Below are 13,623 nucleotides of genomic sequence, written 5' to 3'. Positions count from 1 at the left end.
GTGGAGGTTCGGTTGATGGCGCGTGGTAGAGGCCAGTTTGGAAAGTGAGTGGGAGATGCGTGACGCCGCTAGGTCCGGCAGCAGCCGCTGGGCTCTGGGCAACTGGGACCTGCGCTGGAAGGTGACGGCGGTGCTCGCCGTGCCTCTGGCGGTCGCGGTCGGGCTCGGCGTGTCCAGGATCTCATCGGAGTTCGCGGACTCGAACCGGCTCGCCGACATCTCGGAGAACGTCGCCGCCATCCCGGTGGTCACCGGGCTCAGCGCGCAGACGGCGACCACTGCGAGTTCGCAGATGGTCACGCTGGCGCCGAACGTGTCCATTGTGACCGATCAGAACCTGGCGGATCTGGACAAAGCGATCGCCAACGCGGAGAAGTCGGCCGACCGGTTGAACACCGTTCCCGGTGCGCGCGCGTCGTTGGACAGCATGCTCAACCAGGCCAAAGCCGTCCGCGCGCAGGGTAAAGGCGCTTCCACCGGTCCGGCCTCGGATACCGTCGCGTTGATCGACCGCGTCCGCAACGACAGCGTGCATATCGTCGAAACCACCGTCGGCCAGGTCAGCGACGGCGGTGTCGACGCGGCCAAACTACGGCTGGTCGACTCGCTCAACACCCGTGCCGCGCTGGTCAGCGTGGTCGCCTCCTTCCCGGAGGTGCTGCGCAACCAGCAGGCCGGTGTGCAGAGCTTCCTCATCGCGTCCAGCACGGAGCGTGCGCTGCTCAACGTGGTCGCGCACCGCTTTCCCGACGGTGACACCTCGATCGCCGATCTGCGGGCGGGCATCGACACCAGGGTCGCGCTGCTGACCAGCCCGCAGGCCCAGGCGGGCCAGCTCCCGATCGGTGACCTGAAGAAGTCGCTGACCGACAGCCTCGCGGTCTACGAGCACGTCGTCGGCAAGTCGACCAAGGACATCGACTCCGCGATGGATTCGCTGGTGACCACCGCCCAGCGCGACGCGTGGACCTACACCGCGGTCGTCATCGCGACCATCCTCGCCGCGCTGCTGCTCGCGGTCTTCGTGGCCCGCTCGATGATCGTTCCGCTGCACCGGCTGCGGCTGGCGGCGCTGCGCGTGGCCGAGAGCGATCTGCCGCACGAGGTCGCCCAGCTCCGCCAAGGCGCCTCGCCGGAAGAAGTGCCGCTGGAGCCGATGCCGGTGCGCAGCACCGAGGAGATCGGTCAGCTGGCCCGCGCGGTCGACGACATCCACGGCCAGGCGCTGCGCCTGGCGAGTGACCAGGCGAAGATGCGTTCGCAGGTCAACGACATGTTCGAGACCCTGGCGCGGCGGTCCAAGTCGCTCGTCGACCATCAGCTCACCCTCATCGAGGCGATGGAGTACGACGAGAAGGACCCGCGCCTGCTGGAGAACCTGTTCCGGCTCGACCATCTCGCCGCCCGCATGCGCCGCAACGGCGACAACCTGCTGATTCTCGCCGGCACCAGGCAGCGCCGCGCCAAGTCCGCCCCGGTCGAGATCGCCGACGTGCTGCGCGCCGCGATCTCCGAGGTCGAGGACTACGAGCGCGTGAAGCTCGGCGCCACGCCGCGCGGTTCGCTGAAGGAACCCGCCGCCTCCGACCTCGCGCACCTGTTCGCCGAGCTGCTGGACAACGCGCTGCGCGCCTCGCCGCCGGAGACCGACGTCAAGTTCACTTTCGCGCAGGCGCACGATCAGGGCCTGCTCATCGAGGTGGCCGACCGTGGCATCGGTATGCCGCCCGCCGAGATGGCCGACATCAACCGCCGCTTGGAGCAGACCGCCGAGCCCGGGCCGGACACGGCCCGCCACATGGGTCTGTTCGTGGTGGGCAGGCTGGCCGAGCGGCACGGTCTCACCGTGCGGCTGCGCCCGACCTTCGACACCGCGCGCGATCCGGGCGTGACGGTGACCGTGCACGTGCCGGTCGGACTGATCGTCGCGGGTAAGCCGAGCGCGGCGCAGTCGCTCACTCCCCAGCCGGTGACTCCGCAGCCGGTCACTCCGCAGCCCTCGCCGCAGGCCGCCGTGCCGCAGCGTCCGTCGTCCATGCAGACGCGGGCGGTCACCCGGACTCCTGGGGGCAATGTCATGGTCACTGTCGATCCCGGGGTGAGCGGCCCGATTCCGGTCGCCGGCGCCAAACCCACCGGCACGCCGAGCGGTCCCATCCCCACCGGCCCCGGCGGACTGCCGCAGCGGCAGCCCGGATCGGCGATGCCGTCGTCCGGCATGCGCTCGGAGGCCCAGCCATCGGGGACCAGCCTGCGGCCCGCGCCGGGTCAGCAGGCGCCCAGTGGTCCGCAGCGTGGCAAGCTGGCCGCGGCCAACCTGCCCAAGCGCAACCTCACCCCTGGCGGTCCGCCGCCGCGTCAGCCCGGTAGTCCCGCGGAGCAGTCCGGTTCTGGCCTGCCGCCGCGCGAGCCGAACTCGGGCGAGCTGCCGGTGCGTCAGCCGGGCGGCAATGGTGCGCCGCAGCCGACCACCGGTCTGCCGCGGCGTCAGCCGGGCAGCAACGGCATGCCGCAGCGTGAAGCCGCCTCCGGTGGTCTGCCGCAGCGCGACTCGGCGAGCGGTCTGCCGCAACGCGAAGCCGGTCTGGGTGGTCTGCCGCAACGCGAGCCCGCCGCCGGCGGTCTGCCGCAGCGTGAATCGAGTCCCACCGGCCTACCGCAGCGGCAGCCGGGTTCGAACGGTGTGCCGCAGCGTGAGCCGGGTTCCACGGGTTTGCCGCAGCGTGAGTCGGCCTTGGGTGGTCTGCCGCAGCGTGAGCCGGGTTCCACGGGTTTGCCGCAGCGTGAGTCGGCCTTGGGCGGTCTGCCGCAGCGTGAGCCGGGTTCGACCGGTTTGCCGCAGCGTGAGTCGGCCTTGGGCGGTTTGCCGCAGCGTGAGCCGGGTTCGACGGGTTTGCCGCAGCGTGAGTCGGCGTCGGGTGGTCTGCCGCAGCGTGAGTCCGCGTTGGGTGGTCTGCCGCAGCGTGAGCCGGGTTCGACGGGTCTGCCGCAGCGTGAGTCGGCCTTGGGCGGCTTGCCGCAGCGTGAACCGGGCTCGACCGGCCTGCCGCCGCGGCAGCCTGCGCCGAACCTCCCGCAACGCGACGCCGCACCCGGTGGACTACCGCAGCGTGAACCGAGTAGCGGCCTCCCGCAACGCGATTCCGGTGCCCATCACCTTCCGCGGCGTGAGTCCGCCAATGGTTTGCCGCAGCGTGAGCCGGGCTCCGGCGCGCTGCCCGCCGTCAGCGGTCTTCCGCAGCGGGAGTCGGCCTCGAACGGTCTGCCGCAGCATGAGGCGGCGAGTGGCCTGCCGCAGCGTGAGGCGGGTGCGGTGAACGGTCTGCCGCAGCGTCCACCCGCACCGTCGGGCCCGCCGCAGCGCGAGAGCGGGCTGACGGGTCTGCCGCAACGGCAGCCTGGTGCGCAAGCGCCGCAGCGCCAGCCCGTCCCGCCGGGTATCGCGCTGCCGCAACGCGGCCAGCACGCCGCGAGCGAAGAGCAGCCCGCCACCCCGCCGGGGCGTGATCCCGGCAAGCACAGCTACCGGTCCAACCCGGCCAAGACGGCCTCGTTCTTCCAGACGAGGCTGCAGCCCGCGGACGAGTCGGGGGCGTCGATAGGCGGAACGCCGATCTTCGCCGAGATGATGTCGGCGTGGCTGTCGGATCCCAACGCGGATCGGTCCCAGGTGGCCGCGTCCTTCGAATCGCCGGGTGACGAAGGTTGGCAAGCGGCTCGGCGCGCCAGCGAGGCGCAGCCCGAGACGAAAACGGCGGCGGGCTTGCCTCAACGCAATCCGGGCGGAAGGCTTGTCCCCGGCGGCGTGACCGGTGCGGCGGATCGGGCGCCGCGCCGTGACCCAGAAACGATCAGGTCCAGCTTGAGTCGTCACCAGCAGGGCGTCCGGGATGGCCGCGCAATGAGAGCAATGAACCTAACCGGAGATAAAGGAGACCGATGAACCCCGATCTAGGTGGTACGAATCGTCAGCTGGATTGGCTGGTTTCGAACTTTGCCAACGAGGTTCCTGGCGTAGCCCATGCCGTCCTGGTTTCGGCGGACGGCCTACTCATGGCCGCGAGTGCACAGCTGCCCGTCGACCGCGCCGAACAGCTCTCGGCCGTCACGGCCGGTCTGGCCAGCCTGTCAGTCGGCGTCTCGAACCTGTTCGAGGGTGGCACCGTGCTGCAGTCCGTCGTCGAGATGGAGCACGGTTACCTGCTACTCATGGCTGTCGGCGACGGTTCCTATCTCGCGGTACTGACCAACACTTCGTGTGACATCGGTCAGGTCGGTTACGAGATGGCTCTGTTGGTCGAGCGTGTTGGCCAGACTGTTCAGGCCACGCCACGCGTCACGATGGGTTCCTGATGGTGGGATGGACATAGAAGATCACCGCGTGGGGAGCGCCGAGCCGAGCCTTGTACGCCCATACTCGCTGACCGCAGGCCGCACCAGGCCCGCGGTCGAGTTGGCGTTGGAGGCTCTCGTCGCATCGCATCCGGTCGCCCTGGAGCGGCAGTTCGAACTGACCAACATCGAGACGTCAATCGTGGAGTTGTGCAGAGAATCGCCGTCCGTTGCCGAGGTAGCAGCCCGATTGGGTATCCCGATCGGCGTGGCCCGTGTGCTCGTGGCCGATTTGATCGAGGCCGGGCACGTACGCGTATCGGCGACTTTGAAAGACGATTCCAGCGACGATGAGCGTCGCGAGCTGATCGAAAGGGTTCTCAGTGGACTCCGGCGTATTTGATTCGACGGCGCAGGTCGACACCCGTACCAGCAAGCCGACATCGGCGAAGATCGTGGTCGCCGGTGGCTTCGGTGTCGGGAAGACCACGTTGGTCGGTGCTGTCTCGGAGATCGTTCCGCTGCGCACCGAGGCATTGGTGACCAATGCCAGCGCCGGGATCGATAACCTGACCGGCATTCCGATGAAGTCGACCACCACCGTGGCGATGGACTTCGGCCGGATCAGTCTCGCCGACGATCTGGTGTTGTACCTGTTCGGCACACCCGGCCAGTATCGGTTCTGGTTCATGTGGGACGACCTGATCCGTGGCGCCATCGGCGCCGTCGTGCTGGTCGACACCCGCAGGCTGGAGGACAGCTTCGCGGCTGTCGACTACTTCGAAGCGCGCGGCCTACCTTTCCTGGTGGCGCTCAACGAATTCGACGACGCGCCGCGATACCCGATCGAGGACATCCGGCAGGCGCTCGCCGTGCCCGCCGATGTGCCGATCCTGTCCATCGATGCGCGTCGTCGTGAGCCGGCCAAGCAGGCGCTGGTCGCGCTCACCGAGTACGCGCTGCGCAAGGTGATGCAGGGCTACTGAGTGCTCGCGTGGCTCGCCGGAGCGCCGGGTAGGGCCGGATAGGCTCGCCCGGTGCGTACTTCGGCGCGAGAGTTACTCGAGCGGTTGCTCGACACGGACTCCTACGTCAGCTGGGACCGGCCGCCGGTGACGGTGGCCGTTTCTCCGCAGTACCGCGATGCCTTGCGAAAGGCGGCGGTCGCGGCGGGCACCGACGAATCGGTGCTTACCGGTGAAGGACTGCTGCGTGGTCGGCGCGTGGCCGTGATCGCCTGCGAGTTCGGCTTCCTGGCCGGCTCGATCGGCGTCGCCGCGGCGGAGCGGATCGTCTCGGCGGTCGAGCGCGCCACCGAACTCGGGCTGCCGCTGATCGCTTCGCCGACCTCCGGCGGGACCAGGATGCAGGAAGGCACCGTCGCCTTCGTGCAGATGGTGAAGATCGCCGGTGCGGTGGCGGCCCACAAGTCGGCGGGGCATCCCTACGTGGTCTACCTCCGCGACCCCACAATGGGCGGCGTTTTCGCTTCCTGGGGCTCGTTGGGCCACATCACGTTCGCCGAGCCCGGAGCGCTCATCGGGTTTCTCGGCCCTCGGGTCTATCAGGCCCTCTACGGCAGGCCTTTCCCGGAAGGCGTGCAGACCGCGGAGAATCTGTATCGGCGTGGCGTCATCGACGGCGTTCTGACGATTCCGGTATTCCGCCGCATCGCCCATCGCGCACTGAGTGTGTTCAGCGGTATCGAGTTGCCTGATTCCGTTGCGGCACACCGATCTTCCGAGCCGATCGCGTCGCGACCGCAGTCCTCGACTGCGCCCGGCCGTACTCGGGATCCGAAAGATGCTGAACTGGAGCGGATTCGACCCGATGACGAGCGGAATTCCGCTGCGGACGTTCGGGTGTGGCAGTCGGTCCTGATCTCCCGCCGCTCACAGCGCCCCGGCATCAGGGAGCTTCTGCGTCATGTGACGCAACGAGTTCCGCTCAGCGGCACCGGCCAGGGCGAGTCCGATCGCACCGCCGTGCTCGCCCTCGGTCGTTTCCGAGGGCAGCCGTGCGTGGTTTTCGGGCACGACCGGCGCGGCCAGCAGGGCGAGAACACCATGGGCCCGGCCGCGCTGCGGGAGGCGCGGCGCAGTATGGCGCTTGCTCAGGAGTTGCGGCTGCCGCTGGTATTGGTGATCGACACGGTGGGCGCGGCGCTGTCCAAGGAGGCCGAGGAGCGCGGGCTGGCGCCCGAGATCGCCCGCTGCATCGCCGATCTGGTTACGCTGGACACTCCGACCGTGTCGGTGCTGCTCGGCCAGGGCACTGGCGGTGGTGCGCTGGCGCTGCTGCCCGCCGACCGGGTACTCGCCGCCACGCACGCGTGGCTGGCCCCCCTGCCGCCGGAAGGCGCGAGCGCCATCGTCTTCCGCGACACCGACCATGCAGCTGAACTGGCCGCGGCGCAACGGATCAGCGCCGCCGACCTGCTGGATGACGGCGTGGTCGACCGGATCGTGCCGGAGCTTCCCGACGCGGCGGACGAGCCGGTGGACTTCGCCCGCCGGATGGTCGCTGCGATCGCGCACGAACTGGCGACCCTGCGTGCCCGGCCCGAACCGGAGGTGCTCGCGGCGCGACAGGCGCGGTACCGGCGGCTTGGGCTGCCCGGTGGAACGAGCTGACCGCACGTGGTCCCAGCAAATTACAGGCCAACACACCCGAGTGCGTGATTGACGGTTCGCCGCCGCACTTCTACCGTCGGAATGTGACCTTCAAAAGCGAGACCAGCACCGTTCCCTCGATCGTGCTGAACGACGGGAACGTGATCCCGCAGCTCGGCTTCGGCGTATTCCAGGTACCCGCCGAGGATGTCTCCTCGGTCGTCACCACCGCGCTCGAGGTCGGCTACCGCAGTATCGACACCGCCGCGATCTACGGGAACGAGGAGGGCACCGGCCGCGCGATCCGGGAATTCGGCCTGCCCCGCGACGAGATCTACGTCACCACCAAGCTGTGGAACGCCGACCAGGGCTACGACTCGACGCTGCGCGCGTTCGACGGCAGCATGCAGCGGCTCGGCCTGGACTACCTCGACCTCTACCTCATCCACTGGCCGGTGGCCGCGGCCGACCGCTTCGTGGACACCTTCCGTGCCTTCCAGGCGCTGAAGTCGCAGGGCCGGGTACGGTCGATCGGCGTCTCGAACTTCACGGTCGCGCACATCCAGCGGCTCATCGGCGAGACCGGTGAGATCCCGGTGGTGAACCAGATCGAGCTGCACCCCAGCTTGGCGCAGCGCGAACTGCGCGAGTTCCACGCCGCCAACGCGATCGCCACCGAGGCGTGGAGCCCGCTGGGGCAGGGCACTCTGCTCGACGACGCCACCATCAACCAGGTGGCCGCCGAGGTCGGTCGCACGCCGGCGCAGGTGATCATCCGCTGGCATCTGCAATTGGGCAATGTGGTCATCCCGAAGTCGGTGACGCCGTCGCGGATCGCGGAGAACTTCGACGTGTTCGGCTTCGAGCTGACCGCGGAGCAGATGGACGCGATCAACGCGCTGGACACCGGTTCGCGCATCGGCGGGGATCCGGACACGTTCACACTCGGCCTGATCGACTGATACCGGGCCGGGCGCGCCCGTCAGCGCAGCCCGAGATGCCGGGTGAGTTCGAGCGCCGCCGCGCGTCCCGCGCGATTGGCGCCGACGGTGCTGGCCGACGGCCCGTAGCCGATCAGGTGGATGCGCGGATCGGCGGCTACCTCAGTGGCCAGCCGTCCCGACATGGTGATGCCGCCGCCGGGCCCGCGCAGCCGCAGCGGCGCGAGGTGGTCGAGCGCGCTGCGGAAGCCGGTGGCCCACAGAATCACCTCCGCCTGCTGATAGGTTCCGTCGGCCCACCGCACCCCACCGGGTTCGATGCGCTCGAACATCGGCAGACGGGTGAGCGCGCCGCGAGCTCGCGCCGCTCGTAACCGGTCGTCGAGCCGCAGACCGGTGACCGAGACCACCGATCCCGGCGGCAGCCCGCGCCGGACCCGGTCTTCGACCACCGCGACCGCGGCTCGCCCCGCTTCTTCGGTGAAAGCGCCCGCACGGAAGCGCGGCGGCGTTCTTGTGACCCAGGTCGTCGTGGTGACTCGGGAGATTTCGTCGAGCAGTTGAACAGCCGAGATGCCGCCGCCGACCACCACGACGTGCTTGCCCGCGAATTCCTCGGCATTGTGGTAGTCGCGGGTGTGCAGCTGGCGACCGGCGAAGCTCCGCGCTCCCGGATAGTGCGGAACGAACGGATTCTCCCAGGTGCCGGTGCAGTTGATCAGGCCGCGCACCCGGAGGAGGCCGGCCGCGTCGGTCTCCGCGTTGAGCACCGCACCGCGATCGGCCGGGTCGCCGTTCTCGGTGCGATCACAGACCACGGTGACCGATACCCGCCGGTGCACACGCAGGTCGAACCGTTTCTCGTACAGCTCGTAGTAATGCGGCACGGCTGCTGCCGCGGGCGCGGACGACGAACCCGGCGGCAAGGTCTCGGCGAACGACATACCGGGCAGATCGTGCACCCGGTTGACCGTGTCCAAGGTCAGGGAGGGCCAGCGGAACTGCCACGCGCCGCCGGGCCCGGGGGAGCGGTCGACGAGCAGGAAGTGCCGCTCGGGACGCAGCCCGAGGCGCTGGAGGTGGTAACCGGCCGACAGTCCGGCCTGACCAGCGCCGATCACCAGAATGTCGAAGTCGGTCGGCACAGCCGGTGATCGTATCGCCCGGTGCGGAAAGGGTGATCCCCTGTGGCAGAGTGAAGAGATCAGACGGACCGTTCAGTCGGGGAGGTCGCATGCTCGGGGTCAGCCGGGACGGTGACGTGGTCACCATCGAACTTCAGCGCGAAGAGCGCCGCAACGCGCTCAACTACGAACTCGTGACGCTGCTGCGCGAGGCCGTGCTCGCCGCTGTCGCCGATCAGGCGCGGGTCATCGTGTTGACCGGGCGCGGCCCGATCTTCAGTGCGGGCGCCGATCTGTCCGGCGTGTACTCCGGCGATTTCCTGTCCGGGTGGCTGGAAGCGCTGCACACCATCGAATCCGCGCCGATCCCGGTGATTTCGGCGATCAACGGCGCCGCGATCGGGGCGGGCGTGCAACTGGCGCTGGCTTCGGATCTGCGGGTGATCTCACCGGAGGCCTACATCGCGATTCCCGCGGCGAAACTGGGCATCAGCGTGGACCGGTGGACCGTGCGCAGGCTGGTCGCCTTGATCGGCGGCGGTCCGGCGCGCACGGTGTTGCTGGGCGCCGAACAGATATCGGCCGAGGACGCCTACGCCTTCGGGTTCGCCAACCGGATCGGTGCGGCAGCCGACGCGCAGGCCTGGGCCAAGGAGATCGCGGCATTGGCCCCGTTGTCCCTGCGGCACATGAAGCTGGTGCTCAATGATGACGGGACGCGTGATCCGGAAACCGCGCAGCAGCGCGCGGCACTGGAGGCGGCGTGGACCAGCGAGGACGCCAAGGAGGGTCGTTTGGCCAGGCAGGAAAAGCGCGCCGCGAAATTTGTGGGGCGATGATGGACATCAGACGCATCGCGGGCGCCGCGACGGGCGCGCTCGGCATCACCTGGGTGGTCCGGGCGGTCTGGGACATCCCTTCGGCGATGGGCGCTTCGATTTCGGCGATTCAGCCGTACGCGATGGGCGCGGCGACCTATCGCGACCGACAGTTCCACAACACCGAGCCCAGTAGCCAGGTGGTCGCGGGTTCGGCTCCCTCGCTGCTGGTCTCGGCGTTGACCCGACGCAACGCGGGCAGACCGCGGGGCCCGATACCACTGCGGACACCGCAGCAACCGACGGCGGCGTCCGCGCTCGCCGTCACCTGGTACGGCCACGCCACAACGTTGGTCGAGGTCGACGGGTACCGCATTCTCACCGATCCGGTGTGGAGCGAGCGAGTTTCGCCGTCGGCGCTGGTCGGGCCCGCGCGGCTGCATCCGGTGCCGCAGCCGCTGGCCGACCTGCCCCCGATCGACGCGGTGCTCATCTCGCACGACCACTACGACCACCTGGACAAGTGGACGGTGCGGGAACTGGTGGCACGCCAGAGCGCGCCGTTCCTGGTTCCGGTCGGTATCGGGGCCCACTTGCGGCACTGGGGTGTCCCGGAGGATCGCATCATCGAATTGGACTGGGGCGGTTCGGTGTCGCTCGCCGAACTCGGCCGCGACCGCGACGGCGTGGATCTGGTGCTCACCTGCACGGAGGCGCGGCATTTCTCCGGACGCGGCCTGCTGCGCAATACGACGTTGTGGGCCTCGTGGTCGATCGTCGGTCCGACGCGGCGCGCCTACTTCGGGGGCGATACCGGCTACACCAAGGCGTTCGCCGAGGCGGGCGCGGCGCTCGGCCCGTTCGACCTGACGCTGCTGCCGATCGGCGCCTACGACGAGCGGTGGCCGGATGTGCACATGAATCCCGAGGAGGCGGTACGGGCACACGCCGATCTGTGTGGCGGGAATGCCGGTCACGGACTGCTGGTGCCCATCCACTGGGCCACGTTCAATCTCGCCTTCCACGGCTGGTCCGAGCCGGTCCGGCGCATGGTGGCAGCGGCGCGGGCGGCGGGCACCGATGTCGCGGTGCCGATACCCGGGCAGCGTGTGGACCCGTCGAGTGCCCCACCTGCGGATTCCTGGTGGGAGAATGTCGAGTGAACGACTTCTGCTAGTAGGGCGACAGGAAGGATCACGGCGATGAGTTTCGCGGATACGGTCAAAGGCCTGGTCGACAAGGGCAAGGACGCGGCGGCCAAGAACGCCGACAAGATCAACCAAGCAGTCGACAAAGCCGGTGACTTCATCGACGAGAAGACGCACGGCAAGTACACCGACAAGATCGCCAAGGGCAAGGAGGCCGCCAAGAAGGTGGTCCCGCCGGATCAGTCCGGACCGCACGCCTGAGTCGGCGGCGGAGACCCACAGCCGGGTCTCCGCCGCTACACTTCGGATATGGTGGCCCGCCGCGAGTTCGGTGGTATCGAGGTTGACCTGAGCAACCTCGAGAAGGTGCTGTACCCGGCCACCGGGACCACCAAAGGCCAAGTGATCGCTTACTATTCAGCGATCGCGCCCGCCATGCTGCCGCATATCGCCGGGCGGGCGGTCACCCGCAAGCGCTGGCCCAACGGTGTAGACGAGCCGTCCTTCTTCGAGAAGAATCTCCCGTCGCACGCCCCCTCCTGGATTGAACGGCGCGCCCTGCGGCATTCCGATCGCAAGGTCGTCTACCCCCTGATCGATGCCGAGGCCGGGCTGGCTTGGATCGCGCAGCAGGCCGCGCTGGAAGTGCATGTGCCGCAGTGGCGCTTCGACGGCGACGACATGGGCCCGGCGACCAGGCTGGTCTTCGATCTGGACCCGGGCGAGGGGGTCGGGCTCGCCGAATGCGCCGTGGTCGCGCTCGCGGTGCGGGAGATGGTCGAGGGAATCGGCTTGCACGCGTTCCCGGTGACCAGCGGCAGCAAGGGAATCCACCTCTACGTGCCGCTGGATCGCGAGCTGAGCCCCGGCGGCGCGTCCACGGTGGCGAAACAGGTGGCCGCGAATTTGCAACGGCTGCACCCGGACCTGGTTACCGCGACGATGGCGAAGGCGGCTCGCGGCGGCAAGGTCTTCCTCGACTGGAGCCAGAACAACGCCGCCAAGACCACCATCGCGCCCTACTCGATGCGGGGGCGGCCGGAGCCGAACGTCGCCGCCCCGCGCACCTGGAAAGAGATCGAGAACCGGACGAAGCTGCGGCATCTGCGGTTCGACGAAGTGCTCGCCAGATATCGATCGGACGGCGATCTGCTCGCCGAACTGGATGCGCAGCCCGCGAGGAATGATTCCTCCGCGATGCGGGCAGGCCCGGACGCGTTGACGAAGTACCGATCGATGCGGGATCCGTCCCGCACGCCCGAGCCCGTTCCCGCGCAGCCACCCGCGCCGGGGGCGGACAACCGCTACGTCGTGCAGGAACATCACGCGCGCCGCCTGCACTGGGATGTGCGGCTGGAGCGCGACGGAGTCCTCGTGTCCTGGGCGGTGCCGAAGGGCCCGCCGACCTCTCCCGAGCAGAACCGCCTCGCCGTGCACACCGAGGACCACCCCATGGAGTACCTCGACTTCCACGGCGCCATCCCGAAGGGCGAATACGGCGCGGGCGAGATGACGATCTGGGACTCCGGCACCTACGAGACCGAGAAGTGGCGCGACGACGAGGTCATCGTGCGGTTCCACGGTCAGCGGCTCGCCGGCCGGTACGCGCTGATCCAGACCAACGGCAACCAATGGCTGATGCATCTGATGCGGGCGGGCAACGGAGCCGAACCGCAGGAGCAGCCGCAGCGCCCGCCCGCCCGGATCATTCGTCCCGTCAACGCGCCCGCGCCGCTTCCACGCGGCCTGTCGCCGATGCTCGCGACGCAAGGTGACGTGGCCGATCTCGACGCCGACGAGTGGTGCTTCGAGACGAAGTGGGACGGCTTCCGGCTGATCGCCGAAATCGACTCCGGAGCGATCACGTTGCACAGCCGGGCGGGGAATGTGGTGACCGACCGCTATCCCGGCATCGCGGCGTTGCGGCGGGAACTGTCCGGACACCAGGTGGTGCTGGACGGCGAGGCCGTCGTCTTCGACGATCACGGGGTGGCGAACCTCGGCCTGCTGCAAGCCGATGCCGCGCGGGCGGTGTTCGTCGCGTTCGACGTGCTGTACCTGGACGGCACGTCGCTGCTGCGCAAACGATATTCCGATCGCCGCAGGGTGCTGGAGGCGCTCGCCGGGAACGCGCCGTCGATGGTGGTGCCGCCGCGACTGGACGGCTCGGGCGCCGAGGCCCTGCGCTACAGCCGGGACCACGGGCTGGAGGGCGTGGTCGCGAAACGCAAGGATTCGGTGTACCTGCCGGGCAAGCGCGGGCATTCCTGGGTGAAGCAGCGCAATTGGCGCACTCAGCAGGTACTGATCGGGGGGTGGCGGCGCAGCACCGCGCGGGAGTTCAAGTCGCTGCTGGTCGGCATTCCGCACGACGGCAGGCTGGTCTACGTGGGACGGGTAGGCACCGGGTTCGACGACTCGAACCTGCGGGAGCTGGCCGCGCGGCTGCGCAAGCTGGAACGCAAGACATCGCCGTTCGACAACGACCTCACCGCCGAAGAACGCAAGGAAGCGGTGTGGGTGACACCGAAACTCGGTGGCACCGTGCGGTTCATGAACTGGACGGAGACGGGCCGGTTGTGGCACCCGGCTTGGCTGGGCGCTGAGTAGGGTTGTCTCGCGGTTGTTCCAGCGCGAGACGAGGAGTG

11 protein-coding genes are annotated in these 13,623 nt (G+C 68.9%); 10 read left to right on the top strand and 1 reads right to left on the bottom strand.

Annotated features, from left to right (window positions below; genetic code table 11):
* Positions 1 to 55: 55 nt before the first annotated feature.
* From ACFU5M_RS09720 to ACFU5M_RS09695, 6 genes are all read left to right on the top strand, one after another.
* Positions 56 to 3,943 carry an ATP-binding protein gene (locus tag ACFU5M_RS09720; RefSeq protein WP_379046605.1) on the top strand — a complete coding sequence of 1,296 codons (3,888 nt, stop codon included), beginning with the start codon at positions 56 to 58 and terminating at the stop codon, positions 3,941 to 3,943.
* The gene (locus ACFU5M_RS09715) at positions 3,940 to 4,353 is read left to right on the top strand and encodes a roadblock/LC7 domain-containing protein (RefSeq protein WP_011207200.1); all 414 of its coding nucleotides are present in this window, start codon (positions 3,940 to 3,942) and stop codon (positions 4,351 to 4,353) included. The genes ACFU5M_RS09720 and ACFU5M_RS09715 overlap by 4 nt, the downstream gene beginning before the upstream one ends.
* Before the next feature lie 7 nt (positions 4,354 to 4,360).
* A complete protein-coding gene (locus tag ACFU5M_RS09710) occupies positions 4,361 to 4,735 on the top strand; it encodes a DUF742 domain-containing protein (RefSeq protein ID WP_014981573.1) in 375 nt (124 codons plus the stop codon).
* Positions 4,716 to 5,318, top strand: coding sequence for an ATP/GTP-binding protein (locus tag ACFU5M_RS09705; RefSeq protein ID WP_174186021.1), 603 nt, complete (start codon positions 4,716 to 4,718; stop codon positions 5,316 to 5,318). Before ACFU5M_RS09710 ends, ACFU5M_RS09705 begins: the two co-directional genes overlap by 20 nt.
* A gap of 51 nt (positions 5,319 to 5,369) precedes the next feature.
* Positions 5,370 to 6,965 (top strand): carboxyl transferase domain-containing protein, encoded by a 1,596-nt coding sequence (locus ACFU5M_RS09700; RefSeq protein ID WP_379046601.1) that lies wholly within the window; start codon positions 5,370 to 5,372, stop codon positions 6,963 to 6,965.
* An 83-nt stretch (positions 6,966 to 7,048) separates the two neighbouring features.
* Entirely contained in the window at positions 7,049 to 7,906 is an 858-nt protein-coding gene (locus ACFU5M_RS09695; protein WP_379046598.1) for an aldo/keto reductase, read from the top strand.
* A gap of 20 nt (positions 7,907 to 7,926) precedes the next feature.
* On the opposite strand, the gene ACFU5M_RS09690 is transcribed toward ACFU5M_RS09695, so the two are convergent.
* The gene (locus ACFU5M_RS09690; RefSeq protein ID WP_379046595.1) at positions 7,927 to 9,030 is read right to left on the bottom strand and encodes an NAD(P)-binding domain-containing protein; all 1,104 of its coding nucleotides are present in this window, start codon (positions 9,028 to 9,030) and stop codon (positions 7,927 to 7,929) included.
* Between the two features lie 89 nt (positions 9,031 to 9,119).
* Here ACFU5M_RS09690 and ACFU5M_RS09685 point away from each other — a divergent pair, with 89 nt between their 5' ends.
* From ACFU5M_RS09685 to ACFU5M_RS09670, 4 genes are read left to right on the top strand one after another with little or no spacing between them, the layout of a single operon-like run.
* Positions 9,120 to 9,848 carry an enoyl-CoA hydratase gene (locus tag ACFU5M_RS09685; protein ID WP_379046592.1) on the top strand — a complete coding sequence of 243 codons (729 nt, stop codon included), beginning with the start codon at positions 9,120 to 9,122 and terminating at the stop codon, positions 9,846 to 9,848.
* Positions 9,848 to 10,990, top strand: a complete 1,143-nt coding sequence (locus ACFU5M_RS09680) for an MBL fold metallo-hydrolase (protein WP_379046793.1) — start codon at positions 9,848 to 9,850, stop codon at positions 10,988 to 10,990. Before ACFU5M_RS09685 ends, ACFU5M_RS09680 begins: the two co-directional genes overlap by 1 nt.
* A gap of 39 nt (positions 10,991 to 11,029) precedes the next feature.
* Positions 11,030 to 11,236 carry an antitoxin gene (locus tag ACFU5M_RS09675; RefSeq protein ID WP_379046589.1) on the top strand — a complete coding sequence of 69 codons (207 nt, stop codon included), beginning with the start codon at positions 11,030 to 11,032 and terminating at the stop codon, positions 11,234 to 11,236.
* Positions 11,237 to 11,284: 48 nt separating this feature from the next.
* Entirely contained in the window at positions 11,285 to 13,585 is a 2,301-nt protein-coding gene (locus ACFU5M_RS09670; protein ID WP_379046586.1) for an ATP-dependent DNA ligase, read from the top strand.
* Positions 13,586 to 13,623: the final 38 nt, after the last annotated feature.

It is taken from the genome of Nocardia sp. NPDC057455, from assembly GCF_042802775.1.
Classification (GTDB): domain Bacteria; phylum Actinomycetota; class Actinomycetes; order Mycobacteriales; family Mycobacteriaceae; genus Nocardia.
This window is presented reverse-complemented; position numbering and strand designations above follow the sequence as displayed.

What these genes read in the sequence shown, in the direction of transcription:
- ACFU5M_RS09720 (WP_379046605.1), top strand. Translation starts at nt 56, where the DNA reads ATGCGTGACGCCGCTAGGTCCGGCAGCAGCCGCTGGGCTCTGGGCAAC.
- ACFU5M_RS09715 (WP_011207200.1), top strand. Translation starts at nt 3,940, where the DNA reads ATGAACCCCGATCTAGGTGGTACGAATCGTCAGCTGGATTGGCTGGTT.
- ACFU5M_RS09710 (WP_014981573.1), top strand. Translation starts at nt 4,361, where the DNA reads ATGGACATAGAAGATCACCGCGTGGGGAGCGCCGAGCCGAGCCTTGTA.
- ACFU5M_RS09685 (WP_379046592.1), top strand. Translation starts at nt 9,120, where the DNA reads ATGCTCGGGGTCAGCCGGGACGGTGACGTGGTCACCATCGAACTTCAG.
- ACFU5M_RS09680 (WP_379046793.1), top strand. Translation starts at nt 9,848, where the DNA reads ATGGACATCAGACGCATCGCGGGCGCCGCGACGGGCGCGCTCGGCATC.
- ACFU5M_RS09675 (WP_379046589.1), top strand. Translation starts at nt 11,030, where the DNA reads ATGAGTTTCGCGGATACGGTCAAAGGCCTGGTCGACAAGGGCAAGGAC.
- ACFU5M_RS09670 (WP_379046586.1), top strand. Translation starts at nt 11,285, where the DNA reads ATGGTGGCCCGCCGCGAGTTCGGTGGTATCGAGGTTGACCTGAGCAAC.